The following is a 16,659-nucleotide window of genomic DNA, read 5'->3' on the forward strand; positions in this document are numbered from 1 at the left end:
CGATGACCACGGACACGGGTGTCGGCACGGCCGCGGACCTGCTCGCCTCGGCCACCGCCTACACGGGCCTGCACGACTTCGGCGACGACTTCGGCGACGACCCGTACCTCGACGGGCTCGACGCGCTGCTGGAGTCCTACGCCCGCGACGAGGCGCTCACGCCGCTGGGCGTCAAGGTGACGCGCGCGACGCTGCGCGGGGCGCTGACCTCGCGGCTGCTGTCGGAGGCGGCCTGGCGGGAGCACCCCGAGCACGCGGAGGTGCCCGTCGAGCGGCCGATCTTCGTCACCGGGCTGCCGCGCACCGGCACGACCGCCCTGCACCGGCTGCTCACCGCCGACCCGGCGAACCAGGGCCTGGAGGTGTGGCTGACCGAGGTGCCGCAGCCGCGGCCGGCCCGCGAGACCTGGCCGGCGAACCCGGCCTTCCAGCGGATCCAGGCCGCCTACGAGCGGCACCATGTGCGCAACCCCGAGTTCATGGGCGTCCACTACATGTCGGCCGGGCAGGTCGAGGAGTGCTGGCGGTTGCTGCGCCAGTCGATGCGGTCGGTCTCCTTCGAGTGCCTGGCCCACCTGCCGTCGTACTCCGCCTGGCTGGACGGCCAGGACTGGACCGCGGCCTACCGCAGGCACCGGCGCAACCTGCGGCTCATCGGGCTGCGCGACCCCGGCCGGCGCTGGGTGCTGAAGAACCCCAGCCACCTGTTCGCCCTGGACGCGCTGATGGAGGTCTATCCGGACGCGCTGGTCGTCCAGACGCACCGCTCGCCGCGCACGGCGATGGCGTCGATGTGCAGCCTCGCCGCGCACGCGACGGAGGGCTGGTCGGAGGTGTTCACCGGCGCGGTGATCGGGCGCGACCAGGTGGAGCTGTGGAGCCGGGGCCTCGACCGGTTCCGGGCCGAGCGGGCCCGGCACGACCCGGCCCGGTTCTGCGACGTCGACTACGACGGGTTCGTCCGCGACCCGCTGGGCACCGTCGAGGCCGTCTACGCCCGGTTCGGGCTGCCGCTCGGTGACGCGGCCCGCGCGGCCATGGCCGGGCTGCACGAGGAGAGCCGCTCCGGCGGGGGCCGTCCGTCCCACAGCTACGACCTGGCCGACTTCGGGCTGACCGGCGAGGAGATCGATGAACGTTTCGCCGGTTACCTGGCGAGCCTCGCCCGCTGACGCCTTCCGGCTTTCGCGGCGCCGGGGTCTCCGGCACACTCGGCCGAGGACCCGGCACTCGCCGTGCCAAGAGAGGACATGTGATGAGAAAGACGGGGAAGAAGGGCTTACCCCAGGCCGTCGTCGCGTTCGCGGCGCTGATCGGCACCCTGTTCGTGACGGGGCAGCCCGCCTGGGCCGGTGAGTACGACCGCAAGCCCGAGGTGACCTGCACCTCCGAACGACATCCGCAGTTCGCCGACCAGATGGCCGACTTCATCCGCATCGCGGTCAACGTGGGGACCGTCGTCAGGCTGGAAGGACTGCGCGAGCCGGGCGTCGCCTTCTACGACCACGTCACCGGCACCGAGTGCTACAGCACGACGGAGAAGTTCTTCGAGACCGGCAGCCTGGTCAAGGCGTCCATCATGGGCGCGCTGCTGCACCGGCCGCAGGATCTCAGCGCGGCCGAGCGGCCGCTGGTGGAGAAGATGATCCTCGAGTCGGACAACGACACCTCTCTGCGCCTGTGGCGGGAGTCGCTCGGCTGCGGCAAGGACGACAACGGCACCGTACGGCCGTGCGACCTGTTCAGGGCGTTCCTCGAGGCGGCCGGCATGGAGAACACCTATCCCGACGACGAGGGCGCCTTCGGCGACACCCACACCACCGCCCGGGACCAGGTCAGGCTGTTCCGTCTGTTCAGCGCGCCCAACCCGGTCATCAACGAGACCCGGCGCTCCTACGCCCTCGACCTCCTGCGCCGCGCCGAACCCCGTTACGGCGTGCCGTCCTTCGCGCCGCCGGGCACCACGCACGCGCTCAAGGTCGGCTTCAGCAAACTCGGCGGCAGCAACCACGAATGGCGCACGAACGTCGCCGGGTACGTCTCCGGCGGCAACCAGGGCTACGACTACGTCACGGCCTTCCTCAGCGACCGCAACGAGGAGGTCGAGATCCCCGGCCCCTACGACTGGCCCTTCAACGGCATCAAGCGCCTCAACAAGGTGGCCGAGCAGGTCAACTGCGGAATCCGCGAGCTGAACGGCGACAACACCTGCTGGGACTTCGAAAACGAGGACTGCTTCATCTCCTCGCCGGACATGGAGTGCCGCACCGACCACCCGCTGCGCTCCCACCGCAGCCAGCACTGGGTACGGGTGGACATCGGCGCCAAGCTCGGCTCGACCGTGCACTGGAAGCTCGTGGACGCCGCGAACGGCATCGTCGTCGACGAGGGCGACGCCGTCGGCGGGCCGGACTGCGTCTGCGAGAAGACCGTCTACGGCCTGTACGGCAGCTACATCGTGAAGCTGAACACGAACGTGGCCAACGGCGGCGACCGGGGCGCCATCTTCAACCACACGGGCGGCCCCCAGGACCCCGATCCCGACCAGCCCCCTGTCGTCTCCGCCGGGCCGGACCGCACGGGCGCCGAGGGCCAGGCGATCGAGCTGGCCGGGCTCGCCAACGACGACAAGGGCACGCCCGCCGTCCACTGGAGCGTCGAGCCCGGCCCGGACGTCGACGCCGGGGCCTCCTGCTCCTTCTCCGCCCCGACGGCCACCCGTACCACGGTGACCTGCGACGACGACGGGACGTTCACCCTGAGGCTGTCGGCGTACGACGGCGTCAACGCGGCGGTCGGCGACGAGGCGCGGCTGGAGCTGACGAACGTGGCGCCCGCCACGGAGACGCCGAGGGCCGCGCGAGCCGCCTCGGCGGTCACTCCCCAGCCCTGGCAGGTGTTCCGCGCCGGCGCCGCCGTGTCGCTGAGCGTGCCCTTCACCGACCCGGGCGGCAACGACACCCACACCTGCCTGACCGACTGGGACGACGGCACGACGTCCACCGGCGCGGCCGATGGGCTGACCTGCCGGGACAGCCACGTCTACACGCGGCCGGGGATGTTCACGATCAAGACCGAGATCACCGACGACGACACCGGCTCCGGCGGGCACGAGGTCATGGTGATCGTCTACGATCCGGACGCGGGCTTCGGCCCCCAGGGAGGATGGCTGTCCTCGCCGGCCGGCTCGGTCACCGCCGACCCGTCGGCGAGCGGTAAGGGGCACTTCCAGGCGAACGTGAAGTATCTCCCCCACGACCAGGGGCCCGTGCCCGGCAATGGCAAGGTCTCCTTCCGGGTGACTCCGGCCGGGTTCGACCTCGACTCGACCAGCCTCGAATGGCTGGTGGTCACGCCCGACGACAAGCTCGCGGTCAAGGGCACGGGCAGCGTCGACGGCCGGCCGGGCTACGGGTTCGTCCAGTACTCCTACGACGCCGACCCCGACCGGGTGCGGCTGGTGGTCTGGCCGCTGACGGCGGGGGCCTATCCGACGGACACGCTGACGTACGACAACGTCAGGGGCGCCGGGTTCGACCTCGACGTGGCCCGGCCACAGGAGATCGCGCACGGCTCGGTCGTCGCGCACAACTGACGTCAGCGGGGCCTGGCCGATGTTCCATCGGTCCAGGCCCCGCTGGATCAGCCGGTAGTCGATGACGGTGATCTGCTGTTCGCGGAGGAGTTCGCGGGCTGCGGCCGAGGTGAGGAACTCGTAGCCGGTCCGGCGCACCAGCCACCCACTCTCGCCGATCCGAGCCGCTCACGCACGCGGCCGGTCAGGCGGAGAGGGCGGCCGCCGCTTTCTGGAGCGCGGTGCGCGCTCCCGTGACGGGGTCGCCATGGCCAACGCAGGCGACCTCGGCGTCGAGGTCCGCGAGCCGGCGGAACGAGCGGAGCGTCTCGTCGCGGTCGATGTTGAACACCCCCGGCATGACCTGGCCGTTGACGTGCGCCACGGTGTCGCCGGTGAACAGGACCCCCGCATCCGGCAGGTGGAGGGCGATGCTGCCGGCGGTGTGCCCGGGGGTGGCGATCACGCGGGCTCCACCGCCGAAGCCGATCAGGTCGCCGTCCTCCAGTTCGCGGTCCACACGGCACGGCGGGACAGGAGGCAGCAGGTGAGCACCGAGGCTGCGGTGCAGTTCCCGCTCCTCGTCGGTGAAGTTCGGCGGCGGCGCGGGCGTCTCGCCTCGGATCACCGGCGCCTCCAGCCGATGAGCCATCACCGTCACCTCTCCCCACGTCACGACCGCCGCCGCGCCGCCGCTGTGGTCCTCGTGGTAGTGGGTGAGCACGACCTGCCGTACGGCGTCCGTGCGCAGCCCGAGCCGGCCGATCGCCTCGGCGATCTCGTCGCCGGACGTGGCGATGCCCGTGTCCACCAGCGTGAGCGCGCCCGCGTCGTTCCACAGGTAGGCCTGCCCGAACTCCAGCCGCAGCAGGTGCAGCCCTCGCCGGATCTCCACGATCTCCACTGCCCAGCCCTCTCTTCCGGATGACGTCAGGCGACCAGATAACCCGCTCATCGAGGTCGCCGTCCAACAATGATCGACGCCGCATTGACAACCGATCGTTGTCGCTCCAGGCTCCCGGCATGGATGCGGACATCCCAGGCATGCGTGCCTTCGTCGTGACCGCCGAGGAACTGCACTTCGGCAGGGCAGGAGCACGGCTGTTCGTCACCCAGCAGGCGCTGTCGAGACGCATCCGCCGGTTGGAGGAGGCGCTGGGCACGCCGCTGTTCGAGCGGAGCACCCGGTCCGTCGAGCTGACAGCGGCGGGGCGGGACTTCCTGCCGATGGCGGTGGAGGCGATCGCCGCGTTCGACCGGGCCGTCGAGGCGGTCCGCGTGGCGGACGACCCGGTCCGGGTGGATGTCTACGACGAGCGGTTCACACCGCTGCGCATGGTCCGCGAGGCCAGCGAGCGCGACCCGCGGTTGCGGGTGGAGCTGAGCATGCGGCAAGGGCTGGCGGTCGCGCTCCCGGCCCTGCGCCGGCGGGAGATCGACGCGGCCTTCGGGCGGGCGCGCGACCTGCCCGGGCCGTGGCCGGAGGAGCTGGCGTCCCGGCTGATCCGTCTGGAGCCGCTGGCCGCGTTCGTGCCGGAGGATCATTCGCTCGCGGGGCGGAGCGAGCTGCGGCCCGCCGACCTGCGAGCCGGGGGCATCGCGATGCCCGACCCGGCGGGCGCCGCGGAGTGGCGCGGCTACCTGAGACGCCTCGCCGGCCGGTTCGGCGTCCCGTTGCGCTTCACCGCGCCCGCGATCGGCCAGCGGCATCTGGTGGAGCAGTTCCTGCGCGAGAAGAACGCCGTGGGCCTGGGCGAGATGAGCATCGACGCGGCCGGGAGCGGGCTGCGCAGGATCCCGATCGTCGAACCGACACCCCTCATGCCGTGGTCGGTGGTCTGGCACCGGCGCAACCCGCGCCCGCTGCTGCGAACGTTGCTCGGCCACCTGCGGCCCGTGTCCCCGCCCGATCCGGCCGACCGGCGGCACTGGATTCCGGAGATCGACCGGGCCGCGGTTTCACCAGGGGAGGCCGGCCTTCGATAGCGGCAAGAAGTCTTCCGCATCGGCTCGTACCGTGGCGGTGCCCAACGATCCGAGGGAGTCTTTCGATGAGCATCGACCCGTTCACCATCGCCGTCCCGCGGTCCGCCGTCGACGACCTGACCGACCGGCTGGCGAAGACCCGCTGGCCCGACGAAACGCCCGGTGCCGGGTGGAGCCGCGGCGTGCCACTGGAGTTCCTGAGGGAGCTCACCACGTACTGGGCGTCGAGCTACGACTGGCGTGCCGCCGAGGCGCGGCTCAACGAGTTCGCGCAGTTCACCACCGAGATCGACGGGCAGCGGATCCACTTCCTGCACGTCCGTTCCGACCGTCCCGACGCCCTCCCGCTGGTGCTCACGCACGGATATCCGAGCTCGTTCGCCGAGTTCAGCACGCTCATCGGGCACCTGCGGCAGGACTTCCACGTGGTGGCGCCGTCGCTGCCCGGCTTCGGCTTCTCCACCCCGGTGCGCGAGCCCGGCTGGGCGATGGGCCGCACCGCCCGGGCCTGGGCCGAGCTGATGCGCCGCCTCGGCTACGACCGCTACGGCGTCCATGGCGGCGACATCGGCGCGGGTGTCTCGGGCGCGGTGGCCGGCATCGACGGCGAGCACGTCGTGGGAGTCCACGTGGTGACCGATCCGCTCACGGCGGCGAACACGGCCACCTTCCTGCCGGGCATGGCCGACCGGCTGGACCCGGCGGACCCGGCGGACAAGCCGGCGCTGGACCGGATGGCGGCCTTCCAGCGAGAGGGCAGCGGCTACCTGGCGATCCAGAACAGCCGGCCCCAGACCATCGGCTATCTGCTCAACGACTCGCCGGCCGGGCAGCTCGGCTGGATCGTCGAGAAGTTCGAGGAGTGGACCGACCTGCCGTACGACCGGGACCACCTGCTCACGATCGTGAGCCTCTACTGGTTCACCGGCTCCGGCGTCTCCGCCGCCCGTTACCTGTACGAGCAGGCACACTCGTCCGACTGGGGGGCGCCGTCCGCGGTGCCGCAAGGATTCTCGGTGTTCGGCGCCGACACCACGGTCCGGAAGCTGCTCGCCCCGCCCGCCGGCACCCACTGGGTGGAGCACGATCGGGGCGGGCACTTCCCGGCCATGGAGGCGCCCGGGGTGCTGGCCGCGGATCTGCGTACCTTTTTTGGGCAGGTGAAGTGACACTGCTCGGGTGGCCTGGCTGCCTGGTCGGTGTCGGAATTCTCGGATCATCCGCGGCTTGACGTCGGATTTCCACGACGGAGGGGGCGCTGGGTGGACCGGAACGCGGGAGGTGGCGCAGAGTAGCGCGGTTGTCATCGACCGCGGCGCGCCGTCGCCGCAAAGGGGATTTCGTTGAACGTTTCGAGTAGGGGGACGGAGGCTGCCCGCGCGAAGAGAGTCTCGGTCGCGGCGGCCTGCGCCGGGGTCTTCGTGGCCTATCTGCCGGTGACCACCGTCGTGGTGAGCCTGCCGGCGATCCAGCGGGCGCTGGACGCGTCGACCGCGCAGCTCGCGTGGGTCTCCGACGCCTTCGTGCTGCCGGTGGCCGCGTTGATCCTCACCGCGGGAGTGTTCGGGGACGTGCACGGCCGTAAGAAGGTCTACCAGGTGGGCCTGGCGCTGTGCGCGCTGGGAGCCGTGGTGGCGTTGTGCGCTCCCTCGGTCCAGGTCCTGTGGGCCGGGCAGGCGCTGGCCGGCGCGGGGGCCGCCGCGCTGCTGCCGGTGACCCTGGCGCTGATCAGTCACGCGGTGCCCGATCACCACGAGCGCGGCAGGTACATCGGTCTGTGGACCACCTGCATGATGGCGGCCATGGCGCTGGGGCCGCTGCTCGCCGGAGTGCTCGTCGACCACGTGGGCTGGCGGTGGATCTTCGTGCTGCCGATCCCGGTGTCACTGCTGACCATGGTCGTCGCCGCGCGGCTGCTGCCTGAGTCGCGGGCCCCCCGCACCCGCAGGCTGGACTGGCCCGGTCAGTTCACCGCCGCGGTGGCGATCACCGCCCTGGTCTACGGGGTGATCGAGGGTGGCGCCGAGTCGTTCACGCATCCCCGGGCGCTCGTCGCGCTGGCGCTCGCCGTGGTGAGCGGCGCGGCGTTCGTGGTGGTGGAGAAGCGTAGCGGCAGTCCCATGCTGGACCTGTCGCTCTTCCGCAGCCCGGGTTTCACCGCCTCCGCGCTGGTGGCCCTGATCAGCTTCCTGGGGCTGATCGGCTTCTTCTTCATCCTGAGCCTCTACTTCGGCCTGGTGCAGCAACTGGACACCCTGCAGTCGGGGGTGCGGATGGTGCTGGTCAACGTGGTGTCCATGCTGCTCGGCGTCGTGATGGGCCGCGTCATGCGCCGCGTGTCGTCCCGGGTGCTCATCACGGCCGGTCTGCTCGTGGCGGCCGGCGCACTGCTGTCCCTGACCACGGTCGGCGTGGACACGTCGTTCTGGTCGGTGGCCTGGCGCCTGGTGCTGCTGGGGCTGGGCCTCGGCGTCGCCTTCCCGTGCATCACGAACACCGCCGTCGCCTCCGTCCCGCCGCACCAGGCGGGCATGGCCGCCGCGGGCAACAACGCCTTCCGGCAGGTCGGCGGCGCACTGGGACCGGCCGTCCTGGGATCCCTGCTGTCCCTGCGGGCGCTGGGCGACCTGCCCGGCCGTCTCACCGACGCGGGCCTGACGGCCGCGCGGTCACAGCAGGTCGTGGGTGCCGTCGACGCGAACGGGCTCGGCGCGGTGGCACAGCTGGACCTGGGCCCGGACACCGGTCCCGCGCTGGCCGCCGTGTCGGAGGCGTTCCTCGGGGGCCTGCGGCTGTGCCTGGCCGTCTCGGCCGTCCTGCTGGTGCTGGCCGCCCTGGCCGCCGCCGTCCTGCTGCGCCGCCCGCGCCCGGCCACCACGTGCGCCGCCGGCGCGGCAGGTCCCGCCCTCCAGACGGACACGCGGTCGCCGCAAGGGAGCGCGCGGGAGCCGGAGGAAGCCGGCGTCCGCCGCTCGCCGGCCGCCACTCGCGCGGGAGGACCTCGTGGCACTCCAGACTCTTGACCTGCTCGACCTGAAGCTGCTGCAGGCACTGGAACTCGACGGACGGGCGCCGTTCAACCGGATCGCGCGGGTGCTGGGGGTGTCCGACCAGACCATCGCGCGCCGGTTCAGGCGGCTGCGCACCACGGCGCGGCTGCGGGTGACCGGCATGACGGACGACAGCCGCCTGGGCCAGGACAGCTGGATCGTCCGGCTCGGCTGCCTCCCCGACGTGGCCGCGCACCTGGCGTCCGCGCTGGCCAGGCGCGCCGACACCCAGTACGTCGACCTGCTGTCAGGCGGCACCGAGGTGCTGTGCGTGATGAATCCACGCAGCCGGCAGGAGCGCGACGAGCTGCTTCTGGAACGCCTCCCGCGCACGCCACGGGTCACCTCGGTCAGCGCCCACTGCATCCTGCACTCCTTCTACGGGGGTCCGGTCGGCTGGCTGCGCAAGACCAGCGCGCTGGATCCGGACGAGGAGGCCGCGCTGCGCACTCCGGCCCCCGCTCCCGCCTCGGCGCCGGTCACGCTGGACGCCGTCGACGAGGCGCTGCTGGCCACGCTGCGGCGGGACGGCCGGGCCACGTTCGCCGAGTTGCAGGCGGCCAGTGGTCAGACCGAGGCCGTGGTCAGGCGGCGCATGGAGCGGCTGCGGGCCACGGGAGCGCTGTATTTCGCCGTCGAGTACGACCACGAGCCCATGGGGCAGGGCGTCGAGGCGATGTGCTGGCTGACCGTGGCTCCGCACGCGCTGGCCGAGGCGGGGCAGGCGCTGGCGCGCCATCCCGAGGTGCGTTTCGCGGGGTCCATCACCGGCCAGGCCAACCTCGCCGTCTCGGTGCTCTGCCGCACCACCGGCGACCTGTACACGTACCTGAGCGACAAGATCGGCGCCTTGGCCGGCGTCCTGACCGTGGACACCACCCTCGTCCTCCGCCGGGTCAAGGCCATCACCTACGAACACCCGCCCAGGTGATCCGATGAGTTCGATCAGTTCGCCTAGTCTGACCGGCATGCGCAAACTCATCATCCAAGAGCTGGTCACGGTCGACGGTTACGCGGCCGGCCCAGCAGGAGAGCTTGACTTCTTCGAGTCGGTCACCGACTACAGCCAGGTCGACCAGGACAACCTGCAGATCATGGAGAACGTGGACACCGTCCTGCTGGGCGCCGCGACGTACCGGATGTTCGTCGAATACTGGCCCACCGCCGACGAAACGGTCGCCAGGTCGGTGAACACCATGCCCAAGCTGGTCTTCTCCAGCACCCTCGACAAGGCGCCGTGGGGAGAGTGGGAGCCGGCGCGGGTGGTGCGCGGCGACGCGGCCCAGAAGGTCGCCGAGCTCAAGCGCGAGCCGGGCGGCGACATCATGCTCTGGGGCAGTCTGTCGCTCGCCCGTTCGCTGATCCGGGCGGGCCTGCTGGACGAGCTCCAGCTCCGCGTGATCCCGGTGGCCGTCGGCGCCGGTCAGAGACTCTTCCCCGACGACCTGGGCCGCCTCGACCTGGAGCTCGTCGAGGCCAAGCCCTATGACTCGGGGATCACCTCGATGCGCTACCGCCCGAGGCGCGCCTGAACCACCCGCCGCCGGTGGCAGGACGACGGCGCCCCGCCACCGGCAGCCGGCCTCACCGCCTTCGCCACGCGTCGGATCAGCTCGGTGCGGCTCCGGTGCCGGGCGACAGCCCCGCGGGGATACGGGCGAGCAGGTCCCGGACGAGGGACGCGGGGACGCGCGCGAGTGCCTGTCCTGCCGCGTGCGCGTGCGCGGCCACGAGCCGTTCCGTCTGGTCCGTCAGGAGCTCGTCCGAGATCCGGGGGAAGAACGGCGAAGTCCCCAGGTCGCTCTGGGCCCCCTTGACGAGTGAGTACGCGATCCCCAGATGGCGTCCGTACGCGGCCAAGGCCTCAGTGGTGGGCGCGTCGCACCCACCGAGCCGGGCCCCCAGCCGGCACGGCAGTTCGAACGCCATGGCGGTCTTGTCCCGCAGGATCCGGTCGCGTCGCGCCGGGCCGCCCTCTTCCCCGGCGGTCAGCTCGCGCCCCCGTCCCTGGCAGAGCGCGGACAGCGCCTCGGCGAACTCGGCCGCGACCGCGCCACCACCCGCGGCGGCGAGTTCGTAGGCACGGGCCAGGAAGAAATCGGCGGCCAGCACCGAGAAGCGGTTCCCCCACGCGGGCCGCCCGTCCTGTTCACCGGCCTGTCGCACGCTGTCGGCCGCGAGGCCGGCGAGGAGGCCCAGGTCCACGGCCGCCGCCATGACCTGCGCGAGGGAATGAGGGTGACCGCCCACGTAGGTGGCCAGCAGGAGGAGAACGGCGGGCCGTACCCGGTGTGCGGACAGGCTCTCCCCGAGCCCGTTCAGTTTGACGAACATCGGCCAGTCGTCGCGGACGGTGCCCGCGAGCAGTTCGGCCACCGCCAGGAGATCGCGGCGGAGCATCCGGTCGATGGCGGGGTCCGGCTTCGGCAGGGGGTCGAGCAGCACCTCCGCGTAGGCGCCTTCGGGGAACAGGGCAAGGCGCCGGCACAGGGAGAACAGTGGACGGTCGTCGTGGAAGGTGGCGCCGAGCACTCGCCAGGCGAGCAGGTAGCGGCGTACCGAATATCGGCCGGTCTCGAAGTGCCCGCCGTGCCTGAGCCCGAGCCGGCGCGCGTAAGCCTCGGGACGGACGGGCCCGGCAGGGTCCGCGCCGAGGGCCTCGTCGATGTGCTCGGCGGCCAAGGCGCCCGACTCCAGCGCGAAGCCGATCCCCTCGCCGGTGAACGGGCTGATCAGGCCGGCCGCGTCCCCGGCCAGGAGCAGGCCGGGGACGCCGCAGCGGTCGGGGGCGAAGTCGGTGCGCAGCGGTGCCGCCGTCATGGGGCGTTCGGCCAGGGCGCGGCGGAAGCGGGGATCGGTACGGCGCAGATCGGCGACGAACCGGTGGTAGAGGTCGCTCACGTTCTGGGTCTTCTCGGGCTCGAACAGGCCGACGCCCACATTCGCGCGGCCGGAGCCCAGCGGAAAGATCCATCCGTAGGACGGCAGCAGGTACCGCTCGGTCATGTCCTCCAGCGGCAGGTGGAACTCCAGCACGTCGGGCAGCTCTTCGACGCCGGTGAAGTAGCCGCGGGCGGCGACACCGGTCCATCGGCCGCCGTCTGGCCCGAGCCCGGCCTGCCTGGCCAGGCGGGACGACGCTCCGTCGGCGGCGACCAGGGCCGGTGCCCGGAGCCGGACGGGCCTGCCGTCACGGACCACCTCGACGCCCTCGACGCCGGCCGGCCCGCCGATCAGTCTGGTGGCGGTGGCGGTCCACAGGGTGGCCCCGGCTCGGACCGCGTGGGCGCACAGCCGGGCGTCGAGCTCCAGGCGGGGCACCACCATGCCGTACCCGACGCCGCCTTCGTAGGCGAACTCGCGGGTGCCCTGGTGGCGCATGGTCACGCTGACCCCGCCGATCCGCCGGGCGTGGGACGTCTCTACCAGTTCGTTCAGTTCGTCCAGCATGCCCATCTCGGCGAGGAGGTGTACGGCCCGGCGGGTCAGCCCGTCGCCACAGCACTTGTCCCGTGGCAGGCGCCTGCGGTCGAGGAGGAGCACCTGCCGGCCTCGTTTCGCCAGGTGGTACGCGGTCGCGGACCCCGCGGGACCGGCGCCCACGACCACCGCGTCGAACGCGGGCCCGGCCATGTCAGCCCGCCCTGGCCACGGCGTGGTCGGCGAGCCGGGACAGCGACTCCCGGGCAGGGGTGCGGGGCAGTGTCGTCAACTGTTCGCGGGCTTCGGCCGCCCGGCTTCTGGCCTCCCTCAGCGCCTCGTCGACCGCCCCCGATCCGAGCGCCAGCGCGGCCACCTCGGCGATCTCCGCTGGGCACGGATCGGTGAGACCGAGGAGCTCGCGCAGCCGCTTCGCCTCTGGCGTGGTCCTGCCGAGCAGCCGGATCAGGGAGAGCGTGTAGACGCCCTCCCTGACGTCGCGCAGCGGCCCCTTGCCCAGCGCTTCGGCGGTCCCGCGCAGGTCAAGCGCGTCGTCGGCGAGCTGGAAGGCGAGTCCGAGGGCGGCGCCGTACCGCAGGAGCGCACCGGTGATCGCCTCCGGCACTCCGGCGAGCAGGGCGCCGAGACGGCAGGGCAACTCGAAAAGGGGCGCGGTCTTCCCGGCGATGATGTCGAAATGGGCGGGCTCGGTGAGGTCCAGGTTGAAGGCGTTCTCCGTTTCCCTCAGTTGCCCACCGCACAGCCGGACCATCGCCGCGGCGGTTTCCCGGCCGCACGCGTCGTCCAGTTCGGCCAGAGTTCTTGTCGCCCTGGCCACCAGAAAGGTGCCGGCGGTCATGGCGGCCGGCTCTCCCCATTGGGCATTGACGCTCGGTCCGTGTCTGCGCGTCCGCGCCTGGTCCATGACGTCGTCGTGGTAGAGCGAGGCGAGGTGGAGCAGTTCGAGGGCGGCCGCCGCGTCCAGCAGGCGTCGGTGGTCGACGTCGCCGAACTCGGCAGCCAGCAGCAGCAGTGCGGGACGGAGCCGTTTGCCGCCCCTGCCTGACAACGCGGTCGCCATCGCGCGCAGGGTGGTGTCCGAAGGGCCGATCAGGGCGTCGATGCGCCCGTCGAGGGCGGTGAGCGCCGTACGCACCCGGACGCTCACCAACCAGTGCGCGCTCGGCGTCATCGCCGCTCGTCCGGCTGCCGCAGGAAGTCGAGCCGGTTGACCTGTTCGATCGCCTCGCGCAGCACGTTCTCGTCGTTGAGGTGGCGCAGGATCTCCTGCGGCGGCCGGCCCTGGAGTTCGGCCATCATGTCGAGCACCAGCTCGGCCACGCCGGTCTCGGCCTCGCTCAGGTGCGGCCGGAACCTGCGCAGCGCCTCGCGAGCCTCGGCCACGTGCTCGGCGGTGAGCGTGACCGAGGTGGACGTCGGCTGCAACGCCACCTCTCTCGCGGTCCCGATGTAGGTGTCGTAGAGGCGGCGGAGGTAGCGCCGGTCCTCCTCGCTCACCGTGGCGTGGCGCAGGCGGTCGACGATCTGCTGCTCATTGACGAAGTAGGTGTCCACCAGGTAGGCGCCGACGCGGGTCTGCTGGAAGTAGCGCCAGCGGAAGTCGTGCTCGATCGCCGTGTCCGCGTCGAGGTCGCGGCCGAGCAGCTCGCCCGCGATCGACATGATGACCCACCCGCAGGAGTCGGCCAGACCGCCCTCGCCGCCCCGGTAGACCACTGATCCCGAGTCGCCGACCTGGCACAGGGAGGCGCACGCGACCTGCTCGTAGAAGGTGTAGGACCTGCCTTCGTACTGAACGCGCGCCTCGACGTCGACCTCGGTCACCGTCGCGGTCGTGTATTCGGTGGTCCGGCCGACCTTTTCCACGTGGTCGCCGATGTGGGCGTCGTCGATCACGCCTGGACCGCCGGGAAACGCGATGTCCAGGTCGTCGCAGACCCTGCGGATGGGGCTGAACACCGTACGGGCGCAGTTGCCGGCGAACTGGAGCCCCACCGCCGGGTGGGCGGCGGTCGCGGTGGGGATGAGGGTGTTCTTGACCTGGTCGATCACGTCGGCCTGGTTGACCACCTGCGCGATCGCGGCGTCCACGAAGTTGCCCGCGGCAGCCAGCGGGATGAAGCGCTTGAGCGTGGCGACGATGTCGCCCGGCGCGTAGCCCCCGTCGAACAGACCGGGCTGGATGACCAGGTCGCCCGTGTGCCCGGCGTTCGTCCTCGCGATCACGTGGTTGTTGCTGAGGATGTTGAGCGTTCCGTCGTCGGTGTCGATGACCAGCGCCCCGAACGTGCCGGTGTCGTATGCGTTGCCGATGCTGACGCCGCTCGGCGCGGGACGTTCGCGGCGGGTGAAGGACTGCGCGTAGAACGGGCCGGTCTCCACGACATCCACCTCGATGGAGTCCCTCCCGACGTACAGGCGACGCGGAAGCAGGATGCTCGGGGGGAGGAATCTCTCGGGCGCCTTGCGGTGAACGTAGACCACCACGGCAGGTTCGTCGGTCCGCATCCCACCGGCCATCCGGCGGCCGTATCCGACTCCCGCGACGTTGACGTCGTCGAACAGGCCGGCCAGCGGTCCCCTTCGTACGGCGCGGGCCAGAGCTCGGCCCCGGGTGTCCCCGTCATCGCTGGAAGCGGTCATCGTGCTCCCCCTGCTGGGCCCGGAACGGTCCCGTCACCACCAGGCGTACCGGTACGTCTTCGACGGTCATCGGGGCCGGGCGCTCAGGGGGACGCTCGACGTAGACGGTGATGACATAGGGGCCATCCGGCTCGGGCCTGCCCACACCGAGGCCTGTGGCGGAGAAGCGGGCGATGATCGCTGTGCGATGCGCCGCGACGACCCGCCGTACCTCCTCCAGCGAATGGGGATCGGCCATCGCACCGCTCCTTCGAACCGTTGAGGCGATATTCACGATGCATATATGCCCACAGAACACGACTGATTACCGTATGTAGGCATGCCCGGCTCGTCCGCTGCCGAGGGAGCTAGATGAGTTGCCCAGAGCCGATGAGGCAGCCCACGTGCGGCGGTCTACACCGTGGATCCACTTCGCCGACCGAGCGTGCCGGCGATGGCCCCGCCGGACGTGTGGCGGGGCCATGGCGGTGCCACGTGCGCTGGATCGGGCCGTCTCAGCCGGCCAGGACCTGGCGGAGGGTGACGGCGAAGGCGTCCGGGTCGCCCTTCATTCCGAAGTCTCCGTCGAGGAAACCGCCGTGGTGGCTGGGGAAGGTCACGGGGGTCGTGCCCAGCCGCTCGGCGACCGCCACGCCCGCGCGGTGGGCCATCTCGCCCTCCGACTCGGCTCCGACGCCGATGACGACGCGGGTCGACGCCGCGCGCAGCGCCTCGAAGTCGTGCTCGTAGTGCGTGCAGCTGATGAGGTTCTGCGCGAACAGCGCGTCGTCCCGCGAACCGTCGTCTTCCGCCGGCAGGCCGAAGTCGCCCGGGCTCGGAGCCGGCCGTCCGGCGAGGTCGGCCGGGATCTCGCCCCGCAGGCTGCTGACCGCGATGAACTTCACCATCGCCGGCCCGAAGCCCTCGCGCTCGTACGTCCGGCGGACGTCCGCGATCGCGGCCATCGCCTCCTCACGGTCCGGCAGCACCGGAGCGGCCGGCGGCTCGTGGGCCACGAGGGTGCGCACCTGCTCCGGATGCCGGGCCACCAGCGCCAGGGCGTTGACCGCGCCGCCGCTGCTGGCGAAGATGTCCACCGGACCGCCGCCGAGCGCGGTGATCAGCCGGTGCAGGTCGTCGGCGTGCTGGTCGGGCGTCGACTCGGCGGCGCCGTCGGTCCGCTCGCTGCGGCCGATCCCGCGCGGGTCGTAGGTCGCCACCGTACGGTCCCGGAAACGCTCGGCCAGGCCGGCGAACCCGGTGGCGTCCATCGGCGACCCGATCATCAGCAGGATCGGGCCGGTGCCCGCCTCGGCCTCCCGCACGTCGTAGTGCAGGATGGCGCCGGGCACCTCAAGGGTGTGGGTCTTGGGCTCGCTCACGGGTGTTCTCCGTTCCGATGTTTGCCATAGGGACCATCGGGAGCCGCGAAACTCATCGACCGACCGGCTCCTGACAGGGACGTCCAGCTTGAAGCGCTCCGCACGGACGAATCCGGGGGTTGCGAGCTTGGTTATCGCTCACATGTTCGATCACGATTGACTGTACCAGCCGTGGTGCGCTGCCGCAGCAGGTTCCGGCCAAGGCACGCTCAGGCGCCGGAGCGCGCCGGTGGCGGAACACCATCTTTCACAGGGATCCGCGGGCGCCCCAGGATCGCCCGTACCGAGCGGTCGACGTCGTCCTCGGTGGTCGACCAGCTGGAGACCGAGACGCGCATGGCGTAGCGGCCGCGCCAGGTGGTGCCGCCCAGCCAGCAGGGACCGCGTCCACCACGCGCCGCGTCAGCGTGTCGTGCTCGCCGTCGTCCGCCCGGAAGACGGCGAGCACCTGGTTCAGCGTCACCCGGTTCAGCACCTCCACCCCGGGGACCTCGCGCAACCGCTCCGCGAAGCGCCGGGCGAGCTCGCAGGTGCGCTCCGCCAGGTCGGCCACCCCCTCCCCGCCGAGGGCGCGCAGCATCGGGTCCACCGCGCCGGTGGCAGG

Annotated in this window: 14 protein-coding genes; 7 read left to right on the forward strand and 7 right to left on the reverse strand. The window is 71.6% G+C overall.

What is annotated here, in order from left to right; all coding sequences use genetic code 11:
- Positions 1 to 2: 2 nt before the first annotated feature.
- A complete protein-coding gene (locus AC5L3X_RS26345) occupies positions 3 to 1,172 on the forward strand; it encodes a sulfotransferase family protein (RefSeq protein WP_494860393.1) in 1,170 nt (389 codons plus the stop codon).
- Between the two features lie 83 nt (positions 1,173 to 1,255).
- Complete coding sequence (locus tag AC5L3X_RS26350) at positions 1,256 to 3,595, forward strand: hypothetical protein (protein ID WP_494860395.1); 2,340 nt, start codon at positions 1,256 to 1,258, stop codon at positions 3,593 to 3,595.
- Positions 3,596 to 3,779: 184 nt separating this feature from the next.
- On the opposite strand, the gene AC5L3X_RS26355 is transcribed toward AC5L3X_RS26350, so the two are convergent.
- Entirely contained in the window at positions 3,780 to 4,478 is a 699-nt protein-coding gene (locus AC5L3X_RS26355) for an MBL fold metallo-hydrolase (protein WP_494860397.1), read from the reverse strand.
- A gap of 119 nt (positions 4,479 to 4,597) precedes the next feature.
- Between AC5L3X_RS26355 and AC5L3X_RS26360 the strand changes: the two genes are divergently transcribed.
- From AC5L3X_RS26360 to AC5L3X_RS26380, 5 genes are all read left to right on the forward strand, one after another.
- On the forward strand, positions 4,598 to 5,560 hold the full coding sequence (locus AC5L3X_RS26360) for a LysR family transcriptional regulator (protein WP_494860398.1): 963 nt from the start codon (positions 4,598 to 4,600) through the stop codon (positions 5,558 to 5,560).
- 65 nt (positions 5,561 to 5,625) lie between these two features.
- Complete coding sequence (locus AC5L3X_RS26365) at positions 5,626 to 6,729, forward strand: epoxide hydrolase family protein (RefSeq protein WP_494860400.1); 1,104 nt, start codon at positions 5,626 to 5,628, stop codon at positions 6,727 to 6,729.
- Between the two features lie 174 nt (positions 6,730 to 6,903).
- Complete coding sequence (locus AC5L3X_RS26370; protein ID WP_494860401.1) at positions 6,904 to 8,583, forward strand: DHA2 family efflux MFS transporter permease subunit; 1,680 nt, start codon at positions 6,904 to 6,906, stop codon at positions 8,581 to 8,583.
- Positions 8,564 to 9,541, forward strand: a complete 978-nt coding sequence (locus AC5L3X_RS26375) for an Lrp/AsnC family transcriptional regulator (protein ID WP_494860402.1) — start codon at positions 8,564 to 8,566, stop codon at positions 9,539 to 9,541. Before AC5L3X_RS26370 ends, AC5L3X_RS26375 begins: the two co-directional genes overlap by 20 nt.
- A gap of 37 nt (positions 9,542 to 9,578) precedes the next feature.
- Positions 9,579 to 10,142: a dihydrofolate reductase family protein gene (locus AC5L3X_RS26380; RefSeq protein WP_494860403.1), complete on the forward strand. Its 564-nt coding sequence runs from the start codon at positions 9,579 to 9,581 to the stop codon at positions 10,140 to 10,142.
- 76 nt (positions 10,143 to 10,218) lie between these two features.
- On the opposite strand, the gene AC5L3X_RS26385 is transcribed toward AC5L3X_RS26380, so the two are convergent.
- The 6 genes from AC5L3X_RS26385 to AC5L3X_RS26410 all read right to left on the reverse strand — a co-directional run bounded on the left by AC5L3X_RS26385 (position 10,219) and on the right by AC5L3X_RS26410 (position 16,635).
- Positions 10,219 to 12,243, reverse strand: coding sequence for a geranylgeranyl reductase family protein (locus tag AC5L3X_RS26385; protein WP_494860404.1), 2,025 nt, complete (start codon positions 12,241 to 12,243; stop codon positions 10,219 to 10,221).
- Between the two features lies 1 nt (position 12,244).
- A complete protein-coding gene (locus tag AC5L3X_RS26390) occupies positions 12,245 to 13,222 on the reverse strand; it encodes a polyprenyl synthetase family protein (RefSeq protein WP_494860406.1) in 978 nt (325 codons plus the stop codon).
- Entirely contained in the window at positions 13,219 to 14,694 is a 1,476-nt protein-coding gene (locus AC5L3X_RS26395; RefSeq protein ID WP_494860407.1) for a hypothetical protein, read from the reverse strand. Before AC5L3X_RS26395 ends, AC5L3X_RS26390 begins: the two co-directional genes overlap by 4 nt.
- Complete coding sequence (locus tag AC5L3X_RS26400) at positions 14,675 to 14,932, reverse strand: hypothetical protein (RefSeq protein WP_494860408.1); 258 nt, start codon at positions 14,930 to 14,932, stop codon at positions 14,675 to 14,677. Before AC5L3X_RS26400 ends, AC5L3X_RS26395 begins: the two co-directional genes overlap by 20 nt.
- A gap of 256 nt (positions 14,933 to 15,188) precedes the next feature.
- Positions 15,189 to 16,055, reverse strand: a complete 867-nt coding sequence (locus AC5L3X_RS26405; protein WP_494860409.1) for an alpha/beta fold hydrolase — start codon at positions 16,053 to 16,055, stop codon at positions 15,189 to 15,191.
- Between the two features lie 247 nt (positions 16,056 to 16,302).
- Entirely contained in the window at positions 16,303 to 16,635 is a 333-nt protein-coding gene (locus tag AC5L3X_RS26410; RefSeq protein ID WP_494860410.1) for a hypothetical protein, read from the reverse strand.
- Between the last annotated feature and the right edge of the window lie 24 nt (positions 16,636 to 16,659).

It is taken from the genome of Nonomuraea sp. CX421 (assembly GCF_059358955.1).

Excerpts from the sequence above, each read along its gene's own strand:
- AC5L3X_RS26345 (WP_494860393.1), top strand. The coding sequence starts at position 3 with ATGACCACGGACACGGGTGTCGGCACGGCCGCGGACCTGCTCGCCTCG.
- AC5L3X_RS26350 (WP_494860395.1), top strand. The coding sequence starts at position 1,256 with ATGAGAAAGACGGGGAAGAAGGGCTTACCCCAGGCCGTCGTCGCGTTC.
- AC5L3X_RS26360 (WP_494860398.1), top strand. The coding sequence starts at position 4,598 with ATGGATGCGGACATCCCAGGCATGCGTGCCTTCGTCGTGACCGCCGAG.
- AC5L3X_RS26365 (WP_494860400.1), top strand. The coding sequence starts at position 5,626 with ATGAGCATCGACCCGTTCACCATCGCCGTCCCGCGGTCCGCCGTCGAC.
- AC5L3X_RS26380 (WP_494860403.1), top strand. The coding sequence starts at position 9,579 with ATGCGCAAACTCATCATCCAAGAGCTGGTCACGGTCGACGGTTACGCG.
- AC5L3X_RS26385 (WP_494860404.1), bottom strand. The coding sequence starts at position 12,243 with ATGGCCGGGCCCGCGTTCGACGCGGTGGTCGTGGGCGCCGGTCCCGCG.
- AC5L3X_RS26390 (WP_494860406.1), bottom strand. The coding sequence starts at position 13,222 with ATGACGCCGAGCGCGCACTGGTTGGTGAGCGTCCGGGTGCGTACGGCG.
- AC5L3X_RS26395 (WP_494860407.1), bottom strand. The coding sequence starts at position 14,694 with ATGACCGCTTCCAGCGATGACGGGGACACCCGGGGCCGAGCTCTGGCC.
- AC5L3X_RS26400 (WP_494860408.1), bottom strand. The coding sequence starts at position 14,932 with ATGGCCGATCCCCATTCGCTGGAGGAGGTACGGCGGGTCGTCGCGGCG.
- AC5L3X_RS26410 (WP_494860410.1), bottom strand. The coding sequence starts at position 16,635 with ATGCTGCGCGCCCTCGGCGGGGAGGGGGTGGCCGACCTGGCGGAGCGC.